The organism is Streptomyces sp. NPDC127177 (assembly GCF_042672475.1).
Classification (GTDB): domain Bacteria; phylum Actinomycetota; class Actinomycetes; order Streptomycetales; family Streptomycetaceae; genus Streptomyces.
The window spans coordinates 1-20214 of the sequence record NZ_JBHXUW010000036.1; the positions used below are offsets into that span (position 1 = coordinate 1).

The following is a 20214-nucleotide window of genomic DNA, read 5'->3' on the forward strand; positions in this document are numbered from 1 at the left end:
CCCCGGGGTGCCCGGCCACCCGGCCTGCCGGTCCGGCCCCGGTCGCCGGTCAGACCTGGGCGCCCTGCTGTTCGAGCCACCAGGAGTAGGTGCCCGCGATCCCCTCACGCAGCCCGATCCGCGGCGTGAAGCCGAGGGATGCCAGCCGGGACACGTCCAGCAGCTTGCGCGGCGTGCCGTCCGGCTTGCTGGTGTCCCACTCGACACGTCCCTGATACGCGGTCACCTCTCCTACCGTGGAAGCGAGTTCACGGATCGTCAGGTCCTCACCGGTGCCTACGTTGACGGGTGCGCCACCGTCGTACCGCTCCAGCAGCAGCACGCAGGCGGCGGCCAGATCGTCGACGTGCAGGAATTCGCGCCGGGGATTTCCGGAGCCCCAGAGCGTGAGTGTCGACGCCCCGCTCCGCCGCGCCTCGTGGAAGCGGCGGATCAGCGCGGGCAGGACGTGCGAGGTCTCCAGGTCGAAGTTGTCCCCCGGCCCGTAGAGATTGGTGGGCATGGCGCAGATGTACGAGGCACCGTACTGCCGGCGGTAGGACTGGGTCTGCACGATCCCGGCGATCTTCGCGAGCGCGTACGCCTCGTTGGTCGGCTCCAGCGGGCCGGTGAGCAGGGCGCTCTCGGGAATCGGCTGCGGGGCGTGCCTGGGGTAGATGCAGGACGAGCCGAGGAACAGCAGCCGCTCGACACCCGCCGCGTGCGCCCCGGCGATCACGCTCAGCTGGACCCGCAGATTGTCCTCGATGAACTGCACCGGGTAGGTGCTGTTGGCCATGATCCCGCCGACCTTGGCGGCGGCCAGCACCACCGCGTCCGGGCGCGCCTCCCGCAGGAAGGCCTCGGTCGGCTCGGCGTCGCGCAGGTCCAGGCGGTCGCGGCCACGGGTGATCACCTCGTGGCCTTCGGCGGTGAGACGGCGCACCAACGCCGAGCCCACCAGGCCGCGGTGGCCGGCGACGAAGACGCGGGCGCCGGTCCGGAGCAGGGACGGGACGGGTTCCTGGGAGGGGCCGGGGAGATCAGTCGTCATGGCTCGGATTGTGCCAGCAGCTCCATGGCGCGGTGACGTTTTACCGCAGATCGCTCAAACTCTGAAATTTCGGCGACCAACAGCCTCTCGGGCGACCACAGAAGGGGGAGACGTGACGAAGACAGCGCTCATCACCGGCGTGACCGGACAGGACGGTTCGTACCTGTCCGAACTGCTGCTCCAGAAGGGATACACGGTCCACGGACTCATCCGCCGCTCGTCGAGCTTCAACACCGAGCGGATCGACCACATCTACCAGGGCCCGGAGGAGGAGAACCGCTCCTTCGTGCTGCATCACGCCGATCTCGCCGACGGCGTCGCCCTGGTGAACCTGCTGCGCGACATCCGGCCCGACGAGGTCTACAACCTGGGCGCGCAGTCGCATGTGCGGGTCTCCTTCGACGCCCCGCTGTACACGGGTGACATCACCGGGCTCGGCACGGTCCGCCTCCTGGAGGCGGTGCGCGCCAGCGGCATCGACACCCGCGTCTACCAGGCGTCCTCCTCGGAGATGTTCGGCGCCAGCCCGCCGCCGCAGAACGAGCGGACCGCGTTCCACCCGCGCAGCCCGTACAGCGTCGCGAAGGTCTACTCCTACTGGTCGACGGTCAACTACCGTGAGGCGTATGGGATGTTCGCGGTCAACGGGATCCTGTTCAACCACGAGTCCCCGCGTCGCGGCGAAACCTTCGTGACCCGGAAGATCACCCGTGGGGTGGCCCGGATCAAGGCGGGCCTGCAGACGCGCCTGCACCTGGGGAACCTGGACGCGATCCGCGACTGGGGGTACGCCCCCGAGTACGTCGACGCGATGTGGCGGATGCTCCAGTGCGACACCCCGGACGACTACGTGGTGGCCACCGGAGAGGGGGTCAGTGTCCGGCAGTTCCTGGAGTACGCCTTCGAGCACGTCGGTCTCGACTGGCGCGAGCACGTCCGTCACGATGCCAAGTACGAGCGGCCCAGCGAGGTCGACGCGCTGATCGGGGACGCGTCGAAGGCGGCGGAACTGCTCGGCTGGAAGCCTGCGGTGAAATCGCGGGAGCTGGCCCGGATCATGGTCGACGCCGACGTCCGGCAGCTGGCCGACCAGCTCACCGGGGCTGCCGTGCGGGTGGACCGGTGAGGTGTCCCGGACGTCTCAGACGTGCCCGCGGCGGGGTGTTCGCCGCCGTTCTCGCGCTCACGGCGGGGGCGCTCACCACGTCCGCCGCCACCGCTCCCCCGGCCGCCGCGCTGACCCCGCCGGTCGGTTTCACCGCCGACGATCTCGCCACATACCAGACGAACGGCATCGTCTGGTCGCTCGCCGAGGCGAAGGGGGTCGTCTACGCGGGCGGCACGTTCACCGGTGTGCGCCCGGCCGGCTCCGCCGCCGGCAGCGACACCACGTCCGCGGTCAACTTCGCCGCGTTCGACGCGGCCACCGGAGCGCCCACCGGATGCTCACTCGCCTTCACCCGGAGCAGCGGCACGGCGACCGTGCGGGCGCTCGCGGTCTCCCCCGACGGGTCCACGCTGTACGCGGGCGGCTACTTCAACGCGGTCAACGGCGCGGGTGCCAACGGGCTGGTCGCCATCGACACGGCCACCTGCACGCGGCGACCGGGCTTCGCGCCTGCCTTCTCCGCGACGGTGCGCGCACTCGACGTGGCGGCGAACGGCACGGTCTACGCCGGCGGCGACTTCCAGGGCATCGACGGACAAACCCGGCGGTTCTTCGGCGCCGTCACGGCGGCCGGCGCGGTGACCGGCTGGAATCCGGACGCGGACGATCCGGGCAGGACGCTGAAGGTCACTCCGGACGGGCAGAACGTACTGATCGGCGGCGACTTCTTCACCGTGGGCGGTGCGAGCTCGCACGCCCTCGCGGTGACCAGTGCCTCCTCCGGAGCGCTGACCCGCGCCTACACCGGCAACTTCATCCCGGCGTCCGCCGTGATCAAGGACATCGTCACCGACAGCGCGTCCAACGGCTGGTACGCCGGTGGTGAGGGCGCCGGCGGCGCCTCCTTCGACGGCCGTCTGGCCATGGGGCTCGACACCTTCGACCAGCGGTGGCGGGACACCTGCCAGGGCGCCACGCAGGCTCTTCGCGTGTACCGGGGGGTGCTGTACGCGGGCAGTCACGTCCATGACTGCTCGACGATGGGCGGGTTCCCCAACCAGGTCCGCAAGCACCTCACCGCGCAGGCGGTCGGCGATCCGGCCATGCTGGGCTGGCTCCCGGACACCAATGACGGCATCGGTGAGCCGGTGGGGCCGCGCGCCCTGACCGTCTCGTCCCGGGGCGGACGCGACTTCCTCTGGGTGGGCGGTGAGTTCACGACGGTCAACGGAGTGGCTCAGCAGGCCCTGACCCGCTTCGCGAGCGCCCCGGACACCGGGGCTCCCTCGGTGCCCGTGGTGAGCCTCTCGGCACCGCGCGCCGGACAGGTGCGGGTCAGCTGGCGTTCGAGCCTGGACCTGGACGACAGTCTGCTCACCTACCGGGTCTACCGCGACGGCGGCCCGGTTCCCGTGTACACCACGACCGGTTCCTCGCTCTTCTTCAGCAGGCCGCAGCTCGGTTTCACCGACACCGACGTGGTGGCGGGCCGCAGTTACTCGTACCGGATCACGGCGAGCGACGGCACCAACACCAGTGCCCTGTCCGCCGGTGCCTCCGTCACCGCGACCGGCTCGTCGAGTCCGTACGCGGCGCGGGTGCTGGCCGACGGCGCGGACCTCTACTGGCGCTACGACGAGTCCGGGGGCGGGTTCGCCGCGGACGCCTCGCAGAACGAGGACGGCGGCGTCTACGTGAACGCCCCCGCCTACCGTTCGACCCCGTCCGCCGTGGCGGGTTCGGCGGCGCTCGCGCTCAACGGCACCGACGAGTACGTCTACAGCGACCGGCTGCACCACTACACGTCGCCGTCCCCGTACTCCATCGAGACGTGGTTCCGTACGAACACGGTCCGGGGCGGCCGGATCGTCGGCTACGGCAACAACACCGGAAGCGCGCAGGGGCACACGAGCAGCATCTCCGACAAGCTGCTCTACCTCACCGGCAACGGGCGCCTCGCCTTCGGCGTTCAGGTCGGCAGCACCAGCAACCGGCCGACCATCACATCGGCCGCCTCCTACAACGACAACGTCTGGCACCACGCGGTGGCCACGCAGGGGCCGGCCGGCATGCGGCTGTACGTGGACGGCGTGTCCGTCGGCTCCAACACCGCGGCGGGCAACCGCTCGTACAACGGGTACTGGCGGGTCGGCGGGGACGCCATGACCAACGGCTGGCCGAACCGTCCCACGAGCACCTACTTCGCCGGGCAGGTCGACGAGACGGCCCTCTACCCCTCGGCGCTGACCGCCGCGCAGGCGGCCGCGCACCACGGCCTCGCGGACACCCCGCAGGGCCCCGGGGACACCACCGTCTCCCTCACACCGACCCAGGACGCGTACGTCAACAGCGTCGCCGCGAACACCACTTACAACGACGCCCAGTTGGCCACCCGGGGCACGACGGCCTATCTCGCCTACCTCCGGTACGCGCTGCCCGCCGCGCCCGCCGGGCAGGCGCTCAGAAGCGCCCGGTTCGTCTTCCGCACCTCGTCGGACCCGACGGCGGGCTCGGCCGAGAGCCACACCCTGGTGCCGGTCACCGGCGCGTGGACCGAGTCGTCGGTCACCTACAACTCCCGGCCGTCGCTCGCCACGACGGTGCTGGGGACCATTTCCGGCGCGGCTGAGGTCTCCACCGGCTACTCGGTGGAACTGAACGCGCCGGCGCTGGGCGGGGCCCTGGGCTCCGCCTACTCACTCGCTCTCACCAGCGGCGGGACGGACAGTCTGCGCATCTGGTCGAGCGAGGTGGCAACCGCGGCCTGGCGGCCGCAGCTCGTTCTCACCTTCGGAGCTGAATGATGAACGAAAGTACGGGGCGCAGACGCGGGGGGCGCGGCCGGCTGCGCGCCGTGGCCGCGGCTCTCTGCCTGCTCGCCGGGGCCCTGAGCGCCGCCGCTGCCGGGGGCTCCCCGGCCACGGCGCTCACCGCTCCGGTCGCGCTCACCGCCGACGACCTCTCCACCTGGCAGACCAACGGCATCGTCTGGTCGATGGCCGCGACGGACGTCGGGGTCGTCTACGCGGGCGGCACCTTCTCCACCGTACGGCCGCCGGGCGCACCCGCCGGAACGTCGGAACAGCCCGCGGTGAACTTCGCCGCGTTCGACGCGGCGACCGGTGCGCCGACCGGCTGCAGTCTGTCGTTCACCCTGTCGTCGGGGACCGCGACCGTGCGGGCCCTCACTCTCTCCCCCGATGGCAAGACCCTTTACGCGGGCGGCCAGTTCGGGGCGGTGAACGGGGTCGGCGTGAGCAACATCGCGGCGATCGACACCGCGACCTGCACCCCGCGCACCAACTTCAAGGTCGCGGTCTCCGCCACCGTCCGGGCCCTCGCCGTCACCACCGACACCGTCTATCTCGGCGGTGACTTCAACAGCGTCGCGGGGCAGACCCGGAACAAGTTCGCCGCGGTCACCACGGGAGCGGCGCTGAAGCCGTGGACGGCCAACACGGACCAGGTGGGCCGGGCCGTCGAGGTCACGCCGGACGGACGACACGTCCTGCTCGGCGGTGACTTCTTCACCGTCAACGGCACCACGTCGCACGCGCTCGCGGTGGTGAACGCGACGACGGGCGCCCTGGACAAGAGCTATCCGGGCTTCATCCCGAACACCTCGACGGTGCAGGACCTCACCACGGACGCCACCCAGTTCTACACCGCCAACGAAGGCACCGGGGGCGGCGTCTTCGACGGCCGTATCGCCCTGGACCTGGGCACCTTCCAGCAGGTGTGGCGGGATACCTGTCTCGGTGCCACACAGGCCATCCTGGTGCACAAGGGGGTGCTCTACAGCGGCAGTCACGCCCATGACTGTGCCTCCATGGGCGAGTTCCCCGACCAGCCGCGCAAGCATCTGCTGGCTCAGTCCGTGAGCGACCCGAAGCTGCTGCCGTGGTTCCCGGACACCAACGACGGGATCGGGGAGCCGGTGGGCCCCCGTGTGATGGCGCAGACCGACAAGGGCGGGCATCACTATCTGTGGGTGGGCGGCGAGTTCACCACCGTCAACAGCGCACCTCAGCAGGGTCTGACCCGCTTCGCCGACGGCCCGGACACCGGGGCGCCCTGGGTGCCCAACGTCAGCGTCTCCACGGTCGCCCCGGACAAGGTGGACGTGAACTGGCAGACGAGCTTCGACACGGACGACGGGGAGCTCACCTACCGGATCTACAAGGACGGCGCGACCGCTCCGGTGCACACGACGACGGGCTACTCGGTGTTCTGGGACCGCCCGCAACTGCGGTGGACCGACACCGATGTGGCACCGGGAGAGACGCACACGTACCGGATCACCGCGAGCGACGGCATCAACACCAGTGCCAAGTCCCCCGCCGTGACCGCCACCGTGGCGGCGAAGGCCGAGGGCTACCCGGCCAGGGTGCTGTCCGACGGAGCCTCCCTGTACTGGCGCTACGACGAGGGCACCTCCACCTTCGCCGCCGATACGGGGGCGGGTCTCGACAACGGCTTCCTGCGCAACGCGCCCTCCTACCGGCAGACCCCGGCGGCGGTGGCCGGGCCCTCGACCGCCATCGGGTTCAACGGGACCACGCAGTACGCGTACAGCAACCGGAGCCGCGCCCAGACCGCGAAGTTCTCCGTGGAGACCTGGATCAAAACGACGACGACCCGGGGAGGGAAGATCATCGGCTTCGGCACCAACACCCTGGAACTCAGCGGCAAGTACGACAAGCATGTGTACATGCTCAACAACGGGCGCCTCACCTTCGGCACCCACAACGTCGGCGGCCAGACCGTCAGCACGACCGGGGCCTACAACGACGGTGCCTGGCACCATGTCGTCGCCACCCAGGGTTCCGGCGGCATGGCCCTGTACGTCGACGGACAGCTCCGCGCCTCGAACCCGCAGTACACCAAGAACGAGAGCTACACCGGGTACTGGCGGGTGGGCGGGGACAACCTGGCGACCTGGCCGAACCGTCCGACGAGCAACTTCTTCGCCGGGCAGATCGACGAGACCGCCGTGTACCCGGCCGCGCTGACCGCCGCACAGGTCAGCGCCCACTACGCCCTGAGGACGGGTGGATGAGGTATCCGTTCCTGGCCGGCGCCGTCGTCGTACTCACGACGGCGGCGCTGGCCGCCTGCGGCTCGTCGTCCGACCCGGGCCCGAGGAAGGCGGCGCAGACCGGCCCCGCTGCCTCGGCGGGGCCGGTGGCCGGCGCGCCGGCGGAGCCGGACGGCTCCGCCCCGGCCTCCCCGCGGGCCTCCGGCACCAGCAAGCCACCGAAGATCCCGACCGACGAACTCACCCCGGCCACAGGCACGTTCACCAAGAAACAGAAGGAGTACCTGGTCGACCGGGTGCCCAAGGGCATGGACCCGGCGGCAGTCCTCCAGACGGGACAGGAGACCTGTGACCGGCTGACGTACCTGGTCCGGGTCGACGCCGACACCGCGACAGGTGCGGTCGCCACGGGCGAGATCGCGAACGCGAAGCCCGCCGTCGCGCACCTGTGCACCCAGCACAAGGACCTCGTGGAGCGGGCCTCACGGGCGTACGCCGACGGCTCCTACAAGGGCGCGGAGGTCCGGCCCGGCCGCTACCGCGATGTCACCCCCACGAAGAACTGCAACTGGGAGATCAGCGGAAAGAACGGCAGGACCCTGGCATCGGGCTCGTCCGACGACGGGAAGCGCAGCGGCATCACGATCCCGGAGGCGGCCCGCGCCTTCACCTCCACAGGCTGCTACGCCTGGCTGCCCGAAGGAGACAACGGATGAACAAGCTGCCGATAGCCGTGGCGATCCCCACGAAGGACGAGGGGCTCAACATCGCCGAGGCGGTGAAGTCGGTCCTCGGCTACTTCGAGGCGGTCGTGGTGGTCGACTCGCACAGTACGGACGACACGGCGAAGATCGCCGCGGAGTGCGGCGCCGAGGTGGTCATGTACACCTGGGACGGCGGCCACCCCCGGAAGAAGCAGTGGTGCCTGGACAACGTCCGCACGGACCTGGACTGGATCCTGCTGCTCGACGGCGACGAGCGGCTCAGCCCCGGCCTGCTGGCCGAACTGCGGCAGGTCTTCGCCGATCCGCAGACGCCCAGGCCCGCCGCGTACGACATCCCGCTGGGGTACTGGTTCTCCGGGAAGCGGCTGCGGCACGGCTACACCATCCGCAAGCGGTCGCTGACCGACCGCACCCGCAGCCGGTACCCGGAGGTCGGGGATCTCGACGCGCCGGGCATCGGCGAGGTGGAGGGCCACTACCAGCCGGTCGCGGACAGTGCGGGGTCACTCCGGAACCCGATCGAGCACCAGGACCTCGACCCGGTGACCGCCTGGTTCGAGCGGCACAACCGGTACTCGGACTGGGAGGCCTGGCTGGAGCACCACCCCGAGGTCAAGGAGCAGGTGCGCAGGGTCAAGTCCCGTCAGGGGCAGCTGTTCCACAAGGCACCGTTCAAGCCGCTGGTGTCGTTCGCGTACATGTACGTGTACCGGCGGGGCTTCCTGGACGGCCGGGCGGGGTTCGACTTCGCGCTGGCGATGAGCTTCTACCGGTGGCAGATCGCGCTCAAGTCGCGCGAGGTACCGGGCCGTTGAGTCAGCGGCGCTTCCGGCGGACCACGTTCTCGTAGGTCCGCCGGAGCGTGCCGGTCACGACGTCGATGGTGAAGTGCTCACCGACCAGCTCCCAGGCGGCCTGCCCCGCCTCGGTGTTGGCCTTCGGCTCCAGGAGTTCCAGGACGGCCCGCGCGACCTTCCGGGCGTTGGCCGCGTCCTCGCCGACCCGGCTGTCGATCACGCGGCCCGCTCCGGCCTTCTCCACATCGGGCCCGAGGCCGCAGGTGCGGGTGATGACGACGGGCGTACCGACGGACATCGCCTCGAGGACCGATACGCCGAGGGGCTCCTCGATCGACGGCAGGACGTACACGTCGGCCTGCCGGCCGGCGGCCAGCACCTCTTCGTGGCCGAGCGGCCCGACGTGGTCGAGCGAGTCCAGCACGCCCAGAGCACGGGCCAGCCGGAGCGTGCCGTCGAGCGCCCCGGTGTCCGGGCCGGCCAGGACGAACCGGGCGTCCGGATGCTCGGCCAGCACCGCGGGCATCGCCGCGACGAAGTCCTCCGGCCGCTTGCGCTCCTGTATCCGGGCGAGGAAGAGCACCGTAGGCGGCCGCGCCGGGTCCCGTTCGGGCTTGCGCTCCTGCGGCCGTACGCCGTTGACCAGGCGTACGGTCCGGGTCAGCTCCACCGGGGCGGCGACGGCGTTGACGTCCAGCCGCTCGCTCTCGGTGAGGTGCAGCACCGCATCGGCGCCGCGCAGCACCTTCCGTACGCCCAGCAGATCCGTCAGCTGCGCCACCCGCTTCTCGGTCGGGTCCACCATGCCGTGCGTCTGGACGACCAGGGGGGTGCCGGAGGCCAGGGCCAGCAGCGCGGCGGGCAGTGTCACCAGATCACGCATCAGATGTACGTGGACGATGTCGGCGCCGCGCATCATGCGGCGCGCGGCGAGCAGCAGCGCACCCGATGTGATGCCGCTGACCTCGAACACCGGCAGCACGTGGCGGGCCTGGAAGAGATGGACGGGCACCCCCTCCACCTGACGCGGCAGCGGGCCGTCGAAGCCGTCGCCCAGGGCCATGATCCGGGCGTCGTCACCCGCGGCGCGCTGGACCTTCGAGAGATTCAGGGCGACCCGGGTCGGCCCGCCGAAGGCGTGGTCCGGGGTGTGCAGTGTGACGACGTGCAGGATCTTCACCAGGGTTCCCCTCGACCTCGGCAGCTGTTCACAGACTAGTCATCACATCACCCGAAGTGGGTTGATTCGTTAGAGTGTTCACAGGCTCACGGAACGGGGAACAGATGACGTCCGTGCACGGGGCGAGGCCGCCGGCCGACGTCCGGGAGGGCGGACGGCGCGGTCCGGCCGGGCCGTCCGCCGGGCCCATGTCCTGGGCGATGCTGTCGCGGGCGATGGCCGTGCCGCTCATCCTCGGTCTGGTCTGCTTCCTGCCCGCGCTGATCGCCGCGCAGCCCGGGACCGGGGTCCGGGACACCGGGTACTGGCTGCAACTGGTGCTGACGTGCTACTCGGGTGCGCGGCTGGCGACGATGATCCTGTCCACCCGGCGGCGGCTGCTGCAGGGTGTCTTCTGGATGTTCGTGTACATCGCGATGGGGGTGGCGCCGTTCGCCCAGGCCGTCATCGGGCAGACCCCGACACCGGTGGTCGGGCCGCGCTCCGACCTGGTGACCGCGATCGCGCTCGTCCTGGTGGGATGCGCCGCGTTCGACCTGGGGGCCCTGCTGGCGTCCCGGCGCCCGCTGCGCGCACGTGGCTCCGGGGGGCGCGGGAGCGGCCGTGCGGCCACCGCGCACCCGGTCAGGCTGCGGCTGCTGGTGCTGCTGGCGTTCGCGGCGAGCGGGTACTACGTGCTGAAAGTCGGCGGGCCCGCGGTGTTCTTCTCCAGCAGGCAGGAGATCAGCGCGTCGGTCGCGGACAGCGGGGTCGCGTCCGGCCAGTCCAACGTGGGCTCGGCGTTCCTCAAGGGGTTCGGCACGGTGCCGGCGCTGCTGGCGCTGCTCTTCTGCACCCGGCGCCTGGTGACCTCGCGCCGGGCCCGGCGCGCGCCGTCCACCGTACTGGTCTGGTCCGCGCTGGTGATCGTGAACCTGGTCGTGAACAACCCCGTCTCCAACGCCCGTTACTGGTTCCTGACGGTACTGGTCTCGCTCCTGTTCACCGCATTCCCGAGCAGCGCGGCGATGTACCGCTCGGTGCTGGCGACGGGGGTGGTCGGGGCCCTGGTGCTGTTCCCGTACGCCGACCGGTTCCGTTACGACGACTCCGGGTACCGGCCGGTCCAGTCGTCCTCGGTCTTCGAGCCGCTGGCCACCAAGGACTACGACCAGACGGTCATGTTCGCCAACACCATCTCCTGGGTCGGCACCCGGGGCCACACCTACGGCCGTCAACTGGCGGGCTCCGCCTTCTTCTTCGTGCCCCGGGCGGCGTGGAGCGGGAAACCGGAGGACACCGGGGTGCGAGTCGGGCAGTGGATGGGGATGAACATGACCAACCTCTCCGCGCCGATGTGGACGGAGCTCTGGGTCGACTTCGGCGCCCCGGGCATGATCGGCGGCTTCGCCCTGATCGGGTACGCGGCCGCGCGCACCGACCGGCGGTACGCGCGGGCGGTGTCCCGGGACGGCCCGGGGCCCGGCAGCGTCCTGGCCGTCGCGGCTCCGCTGGTCGCCGGATACACCTTCATCCTGCTGCGCGGCCCACTGCTCCAGGCGGCCGGGAAGCTGGCCATCGCGGCCTTGTGCCTGGCCCTGGTCGCGAGTTTCAGGGACCGGAACGGACAGCGGTCGCACTGACGGAGGCCGGGCCCGTCCCGGCGCGACGGGTCAGCCGCGCCACCCTGGTCCAGGTGGCGACCGCCTTGCAGACGGAGCCCAGGCACAGGCCCCAGGCGGCGCCCGGCACACCGCCGAGCACGTAACCCCCGGTCAGGAACGCGACGGCGGTGAGCGAGAAGACCACCTGGATGGAGAGCGTGGTGCGTGGGTCGAGCAGCCGCAGCGCCAGCAGTCCGCAGGTGCCGACGGCCATCGCCGCGTACTGACTGCCGGTCGCGGGGAGCAGCGCCGCAGCCGTGGGCCAGGTGTCGCCGAGCAGATGGCGGCCCACTGATCCGGGCAGCAGGGCGAGGACGGTGGCCCAGCCCGCGGCGGTCGCCGCCAGGACGGTGGCCAGGGCCGCGGTGGCCCGCACCCTGAGCCGGTCGGTGGCGAGCCGCCCGAGCAGCGGGGGGCCGAAGCCGGTGGCGGAGGTGAAGAGCACGTTGAGCGGGCCGAAGAGGGTGGTCGCGCCACGCAGCGCGCCGACGACGAGGGGGTTGCCGACCGCGCCGAGGCCGAGCACGGAGAGCTGGCTGGTCGCGTTGCCCACTCCGAACTCGACGACGAAGCGCCGGCCGAGGTGCCCCCGCCGCAGCAGGGGGGACAGCCGCACGGGGGTGCCGGCCGTCCTGCGGTGCAGCACGGTGACGGACAGCAGGAGCGCGGGCAGTGCGGAGAGGCCCCACAGGGTGACGAGCCGGGCGGCCGAGGTGCCGTGCGGCTGCACGGCCAGCGCGCCGAGCACACAGAGAAGCCGGAGCGTGTCGGCGGCCAGCGCCAGGTGCTGCGCGTGGAGCGTGGCGAACGCGTAGCGGGCCGTGTCCTGTGCGAGGACGACGGGCAGGACGAGCCCCAGCATCGCCAGGGCCCGTGCCGTGTCTCCGGGAACGGCCGCGCAGACGGCGGCGAGCAGTCCGCCCAGAACGGCCGAGACGAGCAGCGTGAAGGCGACCGCGGACCGGCAGGCGCCGCGGGTGTCGTCGTTCGCGCTCCGGCGCAGCACCAGCGGCTGTCCGGTGTAGGCGCCGAACACCCCGAGCAGCACGGTGAAGACGAGATAGACGCCGGAGAACCGGGCGAAGTCGGCGACGGTGGAGAGCCGGGCGGCCACCACCAGGACCAGGATGTTCGTGAGTGCCGCGACGCCCTGGTCCGCGACCGAGCAGACGATCGCGGTGCGTGCCCTCATCTGCGTCCGGCGGCGCTGTTGTGCTCGCTGTCGCCGCCGTGCCGGGTGCCGGGTGCGCCGTCCAGGGTGCGCAGGCCGAGCGTCTCGGCGGGGTCGCCCGCGCGGGCACCGCCGTCGGTCCGGCCGGGCCCGCCCGGCTGCCCGCGGCCGTCCTGCCCGTCTCGGTCCGGTCCCGCTGTCTGCCGGTTGCGGGCGCGGCGTTTGGCCGCCTTCCTGCGGGCCCGGCGCTCCATCCTGCCGTGGCCTGGGTGCAGCAGGGCACCGAGCACGGTTCCGCCGGCGGCGCCGATGATCTCGCGAATCCGCTCGAGGTCGCTGCGGTGCACCTCGCGCGGGTCGCAGACCACCACCACACCCTCCACCCGGTCGATGAGCGCGACGGCGTCGGCGTACGAGAGGACGGGCGGGGCCAGCACGATGACGACGGCTCCGGGCCGGCCGCCTTCGGCGACGATCCGTCCGACGGGCGCGGAGGTCAGGGCGCGCGGCACGTTGTCCATCCGGCGGCCCGCGATCAGGGTGAACGCCCCCGAGCCCGGCACGTCGACGTTGATGCGGCTGTCCGACGGCCAGCCCCGGCCGTCGCGCTCCGCGGCCCAGCGGGGCCGGGCGCCCTGCGCGGTAGCGCCGAGGTCCCTGGCCAGTGACGGGGTGCGCAGATCCGCCTCGAACAGCAGGACGTCGCGGCCCATCTCGGCGAAGGCCGCCGCCAGGTTGACCGCTGCCGCGGCGGCCGTGTCGTTGTCCCCGCGCGGCGCCGTCACCAGGAGCCTGCGGCGCTCGGCGAACGAGGGGTCGTAGGCGAGCCGGAAGGCGACGGCCCGGTACTCCTCGGCGAGCCGGCTGCCGCCGCGTCCGATGGCTAGCAGGGTGCCCGTCGCGGCGCGTTCCCTGGGCAGGGTGCCGAGCAGCGGGGCGCCGAGCGAGCGGACGAGCTCCCTGGTGGAGCGGACCGCCCGGTCGAAGACGAGCCGGACCCAGGAGAGCAGCAGACCGAGCGCCAGACCGACGACGCCGCCGAGCCCGAGGAGGAGGGGCAGTCCGGCACCGGTGGGACGCTCGGGTGCGACGGGCTTCTTGTTCAGATAGCCGGGTGTGGTGTCCAGGGCGCGCAACTCCGATATTTTCTGGCTCAGTTCGGAGATGGCAACGATGATGTTGGCGCGTGCGCTGGTCACGTCGTTGCCGACGGTGCCGGTCTCCTGCTCGGCCAGCCGGTCGCGCTGTTCGGTGAGCGGCTTCAGCTGGGCGCGGTAGCCGTCGACCATGTTGTCGATGCTGTTCTCGGTGCGCTCCCGGCGGATCTCCAGATAGGCCTCGGCGAGCGCCTCGGCCCGGGTCCTGGCCTGTTCGGGGGTGCGGGCGGTGTAGGCGAACCTGAGCACGAGGGTATTGGGCGGGTTGGTGACCTGGAGGCCGGTCAGCAGCTTCCCGACCTCGATCCGGTCGCCGTGCTTGACCAGCGAGCCGACCGCGACGGTGCCCACGGCGTCACTGACGGCGGTCTGGCGTTCGGAGCCGATGTTGATGCCCTTGTCGGCCGAGGCGCCCGCGGCGAACGGGTCCGAGGCGGCCGAGCGTACGGACACCTCGCCGGTCGAGGTGTAGGTGTCCTCGCCGCCCAGGGCGAGCCAGCCGCCGCCCAGCAGTCCGACGACCACGCCGAACACGAGCAGGGTGCGGTAGCGCAGGAGCTGCCGGAACTGGTCCCGCAGGAGGGCAGGTTCGTCCTGGTCCTCCAGGCTGCGGATCGACTCGGTCATCGGCGTGGTCTCCCTGGGTCGTCCTGAAGTACCTCGGTGAGCAGTGCGTCGAAGCGGGCCAGTCCGGCTTCCCGGCCGAGGTGACGCGCCACGTACCGGGGTCCGTGGGCGCCGAGTTCGTCGGCGGCGGCCGGCTGCTCGACGAGCTTGCGGACCGCCGCCAGTACGGCGGCCGGGTCCTCGGGGGCGACGAGGAGTCCGGCGCCGGAGCGCTGAACCTCCTGGGCGGTGCCCCCCTCGTCCGCCACCGAGGCGACGACGGGGCGGCCGGAGACGAAGTATGAGGTCAGCTTGGAGGGCACGCTCATGTCGAGCACGGACGCGCGCTGCGTCACGGCGAGCACGTCGGCGGCGGCCAGCACATCGGTGAACTCGTCCGCGCCCGCGGCCGGCAGGAAGTCGAGGTTGGGCAGACCGGCCGCACGGGCCAGCAGGGCCTCGCGCTGGTTGCCGTCGCCCATCAGCACGACACGGATCTCGGGGGCGAGCCTGGCCGCGTCGACCAGGACCTCCAGACCCTGCTTGAGGCCCATGTTGCCGGAGTGCAGGACCACCGGGGTGCCATCGCGCCAGCCCAGGCGCGCCCTGGTGGTGGCCCGGTCGGCCGAAGGGGCCTGCACATGGGTCCAGTTGGGGACCAGCCGGATGCGTCCGGGGTCCACCCCGTAGGCGGTGACACGGGGGACGAAGCTCTCGTGGATAACACCGACGAGCATGGCCCCGCGCAGGGCGTACCGCTCCGCCGCGGACGCCACCGCCGCCGCCCTGCCGCCGCCGCGGATACCGCTCTGCGCTGCGGCCGCGCCCATCAGGTCCTGTACGACGGGTATGTACGGGACACGGTGGCGGCGGGCCAGCCGCGCGCCCAGGACGCCGCCGGCGAGACTCGGCATCTGGGAGATCACCGCGTCCGGTCGCACCCCCGGCGGTGCGACCAGGCCGTGGGCGAGGACCGATGCCTCGAACGCCGCTCTGCGCAACGCGCTCTGCCGGGGCGGCACATAGTGTCTTCGCCGGTGGACCGTCACCCCCGAACGCTCCTCATCGGCCCGCCACACTCCCCGGTACGCGGCCTCGGTCCGCCAGGACGGGTAGTGCGGCATTCCGGTGAGGACATGCGTATCGGCCCCGGACGCGGCCCAGTGCTCCGCGAGTTGCGCGGCGTACGGGCCGATCCCGGTCAGCTCCGGCGCGTAGTTCGTCGACACCACCAGCAGACGGCGGTGCTGGAACGGCTGATGCGGATCCGTGTCTGGCATCGGACGGTCACCTTCTTCCCCCCGGAGCCACCTGTGTTCCCCCCAAGGAACAGCCCCAAAAGTGAGCTTATCCGTTCACGTGATGCGCAAGTGGTCTTCACAGTAAGGTCGTTGCACGATCAACACCGATGCCGATATCCCACCGGACCGGCCGCCATGTCCGGAAACCTGCCGGCGGGAGACGGGCATCACGTTCACCGTGGGGGGAGAGAACGGATGGTGCACAGGGTCGGCTACGCGCCGGGAGTCTACGACCTGTTCCACGTGGGTCACCTCAACATCCTGCGGCATGCCCGCAGTCAGTGCGACTACCTGGTCGCGGGGGTCGTCTCGGACGAGATGGCCGCGCTCGCCAAGGGCCACAGGCCGGTGATTCCGCTGCCGGAGCGGCTGGAGATCGTGCGGAGCGTGCGGTACGTGGACGCCGCGTTCGTCGAGACCGTCCCCGACAAGGTGGAGACCTGGCAGCAGGTCAGGTTCGACGTGATCTTCAAGGGGGACGACTGGCGGGACACGGAGAAGGGGAAACGGCTCGAACGCGACTTCGCCGAGGTCGGCGTGGAGGTCGTCTACTTCCCGTACACCGTGCACACGTCCAGCACCCAGCTGCGCCGGGCGCTGGACTCGCTGGTCAGCCTGCCCGGAGCGCTTTCAGCTCCCTGAACCACTTGACGAGGAACGCCGCCAGGAACAGCGCGTGCACGGCGGCGAGCACGGCATAGCCGACACGGAACGCCGTCTCGTCGCCCAGCAGCAGGAACACCAGGCAGAACACCCCGTAGTCGGCCGGGAGCAGCGCCACGGCCCGCAGCCGGGAGACCGGCTGCCGGGCCGCGGAGGCACCGTCCGGGCCCGGGCGTGCGGCGGCCTTGCCGAGCTGTTCCCGCAGCAGGCCCGCGCAGAAGGTCAGCACGGCCACGAACAGGAAGCCGAGCGGCAGGAGCAGCCAGCCGTCGGCGGGCAGGGCGAAGAAGCGGTGGAACGAGATCAGTACGGCGGTGTGGACGAGGATCATCTTGGCGCAGTCGACGACGTGGTCGAGCCATTCGCCGTCGGGGCCTCCGCGTCCGGTGAGCCGGGCGAGCTGGCCGTCGGCCGAGTCCAGGGCGAAACCCACGGCCAGCCCCAGGTAGACCAGGACGGCCAGCGGCCAGGTGGGTTCGGCCAGGGCCACGGACGCGACGGCGGCGAAGGTGAACGCCGCACTGACCAGCGTTACTTGATTGGGTGTCATGCCCAGCCGGAACGCGACGGCTGCGAAGATCCGGCCGGCCGGCCGGTTCACGTACCGCGAGTAGAGCGATACCCCCTTGGCCGATTTCTGCGCCCCGCGCAGTTCACGCAGCACCGTACCCGTGCTTTCCATACGCCCCCCAGCGTGTAGCCGTTGCCCACAGCCCCGGTGGCGTGTCGGCCTCTCCACCGGAGCCGCATCATGGCACGCGGGACCCACCGCGCGGGGCGGTTCGCCCCGGCCCGTACCGTCCACCGGCCGGACGGGCCGGCGGACGGCGGTGCAGCGGCGAGGGGCGGGTCAGGCGGAGGCGGTGCGGCACTCCGGGTGGCCCCAGCCCTGGTCGTTCTTCGCGATCGTGTCCTTCGCCGCGTACGGCTTCCCGCAGTGGCACCGGCCGGCGTACCTGGCGCGGATCGTGGCGCCCGAGCGTGCCGTACCCCCGCCCTTGGCCGCACCGCCCGAGCTCTTCGCCGTGCTGCCGGTCCGCCGCCCTTCGGAGGCACGGGCCGCAACGGGCACCGGCAGATCCGCGGAACCCTGCGAGGTGCCTGCCGCACGCTGCGCCACGGCCACCTCACTGGCGGCCTGGTCGGCGAGCGCGTTCAGCGGGTCGCCGTCCACCTGGTGGGCGGGCACGTAGACGAAGTCCACGGACCGGCCGGTCAGCAGGGCGTCGATGCGGACCACCAGCTCGCGGTTGGCGACGGGCTTGCCGGCCGAGGTCTTCCAGCCGTTGCGCTTCCAGCCACGCAGCCACTTGGTCACCGCGTTCATCGCGTACTGCGAGTCCATCCGCACCTCGAGCGGGACACCGGGGTCGACGGACTCCAGCAGCTCCTGCAACGCGGTGAGCTCGGCGACGTTGTTGGTGGCGGTGCCCAGCGGCCCGGCCTCCCAGCGGAAGGGCCTGCCCGCCGCGTCGGCCACCACATACGCCCAGGCCGCAGGCCCCGGATTACCCTTCGATGCCCCGTCACACGCGGCGATCATGCGCTCGTTCATACCCCCGATCATGCCAGCGCCGAGCAGCCCGGAGCCCCGGCGGTACGGGGGACGGCCCCCGCACCGCCGCGACAGCCCGCTCCCGGCACCCACCCCACCTGGCACCTTCACGGTACGTAGCGGTTCGGAATGCGTCGGCCCCGGAGCGCTGGTTCTCTGAGGGAGCCCGCTCTTCCCTACCGTCCAAGGAGCGACGATGAGCGTTGCAGGAGAAACCGGCCGTACCCAGCAGATCCGCGAGAAGGCCCGGCACATGACCGAGGCCGCGGAGCGCACCAAGGACCCCGAGCAGCGCCGGCGGCTCCAGGAGAAGGCCCGGAAGCTGCAGGAGCAGAGCGAGCAGCAGACCGGCCGGGGCGGCAGCGACCTTCCCGTGTAGCCACGCGTCAGCCGGGCGACCGATCGACCGCCGCTCTTCCATGAGTGGGTGGCGGCCATCGGTCGCTCAGTGCGTTCCGGGTGCCGCGGTCAGCGGAAGTCCGCGGCGTGGTCCGCCGCCCATCGCGCGAAGCCGATGGCCGGGCGGCCCAGCACGGCCCGCACGTCGTCATGGGTCGGCTGCGGTGTGCCGTCCTGCCCGGCCTGGTAGGAGATCACCGTGTCGGCGATCGGCGCGGGAAGGTGGCGCAACAGCGCCGCCCGGTACTCCTCCGGGCTGATCCGCGCCACGTGCACCGGTTCCCCCAGCACGTCGGCGATGAGCTCCACCTGCCGCTGCTGGGAGAGCGATTCGGGGCCGGTGATCCGGTAGGTCGCGCCGCGGTGCGCGTCGTCCAGGAGAGCCCGTACGGAGACCTCGGCCATGTCCCGTTCGTGGACGGGCTCGCTGTGGGCCTGCGGATACGCCAGCTCCAGCCGCCGAGCGGCCCGGATCGGGCCGGCCCACTGGAGGGCGTTGGAGGCGAACCCGCCGGGCCTGATGAAGGTGCGGTCGATGCCCGACGCGTCCAGTGCCTGTTCGACCGTCAGATGGGCCCGTGCGATCGGGTTGTCGCCGTGTCCGGGCTCGGCGGAGAGCGAGGACAGCAGCACCACGTGTTCGACGCCGGCCTTGCGCGCCGCCTCGGTGAAGCCCTCGACTCCCTCGGGCTCGGCGTAGAGGAAGACCTTGCGCACTCCCGCGAGCGCCTCGGGAAGCGTGTGCGGGTCGGACTGGTCGAAGCGTACGGCTGGCGCGCCCTCCACCGGCGGCGCGTCCCCCGGCCGCCGGCTCGCGGCCCGCACCGGCAGGCCCGCGTCGAGGAGGGCCCGCAGTACGGCGCTGCCCACCTGGCCGCGGACACCGGTCACAAGAATGGTCATGGTCGCTCCCCTGTGCGATACATCGGTCACGCGTGCAACACCCTCAAGCGGCCCCGCGCGAAGGGCATTCCGCGCCCGGGACAGATGCGCCTGATTCCGGCCATCGCCGGGCGGTCCCTACGATGGGCCCTCGGCCGAGGAACTCGGATCCTCGCACGGGAGTCAGGGGCGTTCATGAGCCGTCAACAGGTCACCGTGGTCACCGGCGGCAGCCGCGGAATCGGCGCGGCGGTCTGCGTACGCCTGGCGAACGACGGTCACGACATCGCGCTGGGCTACCGCTCGGACGCGGCGGCGGCCGAGTCCGTGGCCGAAACCGTAAGGGCGACGGGGCGGCGCTGTGTCACGGTGCGGCTGGACACGACCGACGAGGCAGGGGTCGACGGGCTCTTCGAGACCGCGTCCGCCGGGCTCGGCGCGGTCACCGGGCTGGTCAACAACGCGGGGGTCGGTGGCCCGACGGGTCCGCTGGCCGAGGCGGACGCCGCCGGGCTCCGGCGCGCCCTGGACGTCAACGTCGTGGGCTACCTGCTCTGCGCGCGGCGGGCCGTGCGTGACATGACCGGGACCGGGGGCGGGGCCATCGTGAACATGTCCTCGGCCGCCGCCACGCTCGGCAGCCCCGGTGAGTACGTCCACTACGCCGCCGCCAAGGCAGCCGTGGACACGATGACCATCGGACTGTCCAAGGAGGTCGCCGCGGCCGGAATCCGGGTCAACGCGGTGTCGCCCGGCGTCATCCGCACCGAATTCCACGAGGACCCCGACCGCCCGGACAAGCTCGCCGCGGGCATTCCGCTGGGGCGGCCGGGTCAGCCCGAGGAGATCGCCGGAGCCGTCGCCTGGCTGCTCTCGGACGACGCCTCGTACGCCACCGGCGCGATTCTGCGCGTGGCGGGCGGACGCTGAACCCGACGGGCGACGGGGGGAAGCGC

General features: G+C 71.7%; 17 protein-coding genes. 9 read left to right on the forward strand and 8 right to left on the reverse strand.

The annotated features are described in order from the left end of the window. Positions 1–49: 49 nt before the first annotated feature. Positions 50–1033: a GDP-L-fucose synthase family protein gene (locus ACFVJX_RS22150; RefSeq protein WP_384128898.1), complete on the reverse strand. Its 984-nt coding sequence runs from the start codon at positions 1031–1033 to the stop codon at positions 50–52. A 112-nt stretch (positions 1034–1145) separates the two neighbouring features. Here ACFVJX_RS22150 and gmd point away from each other — a divergent pair, with 112 nt between their 5' ends. The 5 genes from gmd to ACFVJX_RS22175 are packed head-to-tail and all read left to right on the forward strand — an operon-like array spanning position 1146 to position 8719. Further along, on the forward strand, positions 1146–2159 hold the full coding sequence (gene gmd / locus ACFVJX_RS22155) for a GDP-mannose 4,6-dehydratase (protein WP_384128900.1): 1014 nt from the start codon (positions 1146–1148) through the stop codon (positions 2157–2159). Continuing rightward, positions 2156–4945, forward strand: coding sequence for a LamG-like jellyroll fold domain-containing protein (locus tag ACFVJX_RS22160; protein WP_384128902.1), 2790 nt, complete (start codon positions 2156–2158; stop codon positions 4943–4945). The genes gmd and ACFVJX_RS22160 overlap by 4 nt, the downstream gene beginning before the upstream one ends. Beyond that, entirely contained in the window at positions 4945–7200 is a 2256-nt protein-coding gene (locus ACFVJX_RS22165; RefSeq protein WP_384128904.1) for a LamG-like jellyroll fold domain-containing protein, read from the forward strand. The genes ACFVJX_RS22160 and ACFVJX_RS22165 overlap by 1 nt, the downstream gene beginning before the upstream one ends. Further along, entirely contained in the window at positions 7197–7895 is a 699-nt protein-coding gene (locus ACFVJX_RS22170) for a hypothetical protein (protein WP_384128906.1), read from the forward strand. The genes ACFVJX_RS22165 and ACFVJX_RS22170 overlap by 4 nt, the downstream gene beginning before the upstream one ends. Then, the gene (locus tag ACFVJX_RS22175; RefSeq protein WP_384128908.1) at positions 7892–8719 is read left to right on the forward strand and encodes a glycosyltransferase family 2 protein; all 828 of its coding nucleotides are present in this window, start codon (positions 7892–7894) and stop codon (positions 8717–8719) included. Before ACFVJX_RS22170 ends, ACFVJX_RS22175 begins: the two co-directional genes overlap by 4 nt. 1 nt (position 8720) lies before the next feature. Here the strand turns inward: ACFVJX_RS22175 and ACFVJX_RS22180 are convergent, their stop codons facing one another. Next, positions 8721–9881 carry a glycosyltransferase gene (locus ACFVJX_RS22180; protein WP_384128910.1) on the reverse strand — a complete coding sequence of 387 codons (1161 nt, stop codon included), beginning with the start codon at positions 9879–9881 and terminating at the stop codon, positions 8721–8723. Positions 9882–9985: 104 nt separating this feature from the next. On the opposite strand from ACFVJX_RS22180, the gene ACFVJX_RS22185 reads away from it, so the two are divergent. Next, positions 9986–11503 carry a hypothetical protein gene (locus tag ACFVJX_RS22185; RefSeq protein ID WP_384128912.1) on the forward strand — a complete coding sequence of 506 codons (1518 nt, stop codon included), beginning with the start codon at positions 9986–9988 and terminating at the stop codon, positions 11501–11503. On the opposite strand, the gene ACFVJX_RS22190 is transcribed toward ACFVJX_RS22185, so the two are convergent. Genes ACFVJX_RS22190 through ACFVJX_RS22200 form a run of 3 tightly spaced genes read right to left on the reverse strand, consistent with a single transcriptional unit; the run spans position 11472 to position 15738 of the window. Continuing rightward, complete coding sequence (locus ACFVJX_RS22190) at positions 11472–12716, reverse strand: hypothetical protein (RefSeq protein WP_384128914.1); 1245 nt, start codon at positions 12714–12716, stop codon at positions 11472–11474. The two genes, ACFVJX_RS22185 and ACFVJX_RS22190, sit on opposite strands and share 32 nt — an antisense overlap. Continuing rightward, on the reverse strand, positions 12713–14479 hold the full coding sequence (locus ACFVJX_RS22195) for a lipopolysaccharide biosynthesis protein (RefSeq protein ID WP_384128916.1): 1767 nt from the start codon (positions 14477–14479) through the stop codon (positions 12713–12715). The genes ACFVJX_RS22190 and ACFVJX_RS22195 overlap by 4 nt, the downstream gene beginning before the upstream one ends. Beyond that, positions 14476–15738: a glycosyltransferase gene (locus ACFVJX_RS22200; protein WP_384128918.1), complete on the reverse strand. Its 1263-nt coding sequence runs from the start codon at positions 15736–15738 to the stop codon at positions 14476–14478. Before ACFVJX_RS22200 ends, ACFVJX_RS22195 begins: the two co-directional genes overlap by 4 nt. A gap of 216 nt (positions 15739–15954) precedes the next feature. On the opposite strand from ACFVJX_RS22200, the gene ACFVJX_RS22205 reads away from it, so the two are divergent. Further along, positions 15955–16401, forward strand: coding sequence for an adenylyltransferase/cytidyltransferase family protein (locus ACFVJX_RS22205; RefSeq protein WP_362958911.1), 447 nt, complete (start codon positions 15955–15957; stop codon positions 16399–16401). Here ACFVJX_RS22205 and ACFVJX_RS22210 read toward each other — a convergent pair. Together ACFVJX_RS22210 and ACFVJX_RS22215 are read right to left on the reverse strand one after the other, a co-directional pair. Further along, entirely contained in the window at positions 16370–17104 is a 735-nt protein-coding gene (locus ACFVJX_RS22210) for a CDP-alcohol phosphatidyltransferase family protein (RefSeq protein ID WP_384128920.1), read from the reverse strand. The genes ACFVJX_RS22205 and ACFVJX_RS22210 overlap by 32 nt on opposite strands. Positions 17105–17272: 168 nt before the next feature. Further along, positions 17273–17977 (reverse strand): ribonuclease H, encoded by a 705-nt coding sequence (locus ACFVJX_RS22215; RefSeq protein ID WP_384128922.1) that lies wholly within the window; start codon positions 17975–17977, stop codon positions 17273–17275. Between the two features lie 196 nt (positions 17978–18173). Here ACFVJX_RS22215 and ACFVJX_RS22220 point away from each other — a divergent pair, with 196 nt between their 5' ends. Next, positions 18174–18356, forward strand: a complete 183-nt coding sequence (locus ACFVJX_RS22220) for a DUF6381 family protein (RefSeq protein ID WP_384128924.1) — start codon at positions 18174–18176, stop codon at positions 18354–18356. An 89-nt stretch (positions 18357–18445) separates the two neighbouring features. Here the strand turns inward: ACFVJX_RS22220 and ACFVJX_RS22225 are convergent, their stop codons facing one another. Continuing rightward, positions 18446–19279, reverse strand: a complete 834-nt coding sequence (locus tag ACFVJX_RS22225) for an NAD(P)H-binding protein (RefSeq protein WP_384128926.1) — start codon at positions 19277–19279, stop codon at positions 18446–18448. 174 nt (positions 19280–19453) lie between these two features. Here ACFVJX_RS22225 and ACFVJX_RS22230 point away from each other — a divergent pair, with 174 nt between their 5' ends. Beyond that, entirely contained in the window at positions 19454–20188 is a 735-nt protein-coding gene (locus ACFVJX_RS22230; RefSeq protein ID WP_384128929.1) for an SDR family NAD(P)-dependent oxidoreductase, read from the forward strand. The last annotated feature ends 26 nt before the right edge of the window (positions 20189–20214 follow it).

Bases quoted from the DNA above. Each gene is read 5' to 3' on its own strand.
- ACFVJX_RS22205 (WP_362958911.1), top strand. From the start codon at position 15,955: ATGGTGCACAGGGTCGGCTACGCGCCGGGAGTCTACGACCTGTTCCAC.
- ACFVJX_RS22175 (WP_384128908.1), top strand. From the start codon at position 7,892: ATGAACAAGCTGCCGATAGCCGTGGCGATCCCCACGAAGGACGAGGGG.
- ACFVJX_RS22190 (WP_384128914.1), bottom strand. From the start codon at position 12,716: ATGAGGGCACGCACCGCGATCGTCTGCTCGGTCGCGGACCAGGGCGTC.
- ACFVJX_RS22200 (WP_384128918.1), bottom strand. From the start codon at position 15,738: ATGCCAGACACGGATCCGCATCAGCCGTTCCAGCACCGCCGTCTGCTG.
- ACFVJX_RS22195 (WP_384128916.1), bottom strand. From the start codon at position 14,479: ATGACCGAGTCGATCCGCAGCCTGGAGGACCAGGACGAACCTGCCCTC.
- ACFVJX_RS22170 (WP_384128906.1), top strand. From the start codon at position 7,197: ATGAGGTATCCGTTCCTGGCCGGCGCCGTCGTCGTACTCACGACGGCG.
- ACFVJX_RS22210 (WP_384128920.1), bottom strand. From the start codon at position 17,104: ATGGAAAGCACGGGTACGGTGCTGCGTGAACTGCGCGGGGCGCAGAAA.
- ACFVJX_RS22220 (WP_384128924.1), top strand. From the start codon at position 18,174: ATGAGCGTTGCAGGAGAAACCGGCCGTACCCAGCAGATCCGCGAGAAG.
- ACFVJX_RS22150 (WP_384128898.1), bottom strand. From the start codon at position 1,033: ATGACGACTGATCTCCCCGGCCCCTCCCAGGAACCCGTCCCGTCCCTG.
- ACFVJX_RS22215 (WP_384128922.1), bottom strand. From the start codon at position 17,977: ATGAACGAGCGCATGATCGCCGCGTGTGACGGGGCATCGAAGGGTAAT.
- ACFVJX_RS22230 (WP_384128929.1), top strand. From the start codon at position 19,454: ATGAGCCGTCAACAGGTCACCGTGGTCACCGGCGGCAGCCGCGGAATC.
- ACFVJX_RS22225 (WP_384128926.1), bottom strand. From the start codon at position 19,279: ATGACCATTCTTGTGACCGGTGTCCGCGGCCAGGTGGGCAGCGCCGTA.
- ACFVJX_RS22165 (WP_384128904.1), top strand. From the start codon at position 4,945: ATGAACGAAAGTACGGGGCGCAGACGCGGGGGGCGCGGCCGGCTGCGC.
- ACFVJX_RS22185 (WP_384128912.1), top strand. From the start codon at position 9,986: ATGACGTCCGTGCACGGGGCGAGGCCGCCGGCCGACGTCCGGGAGGGC.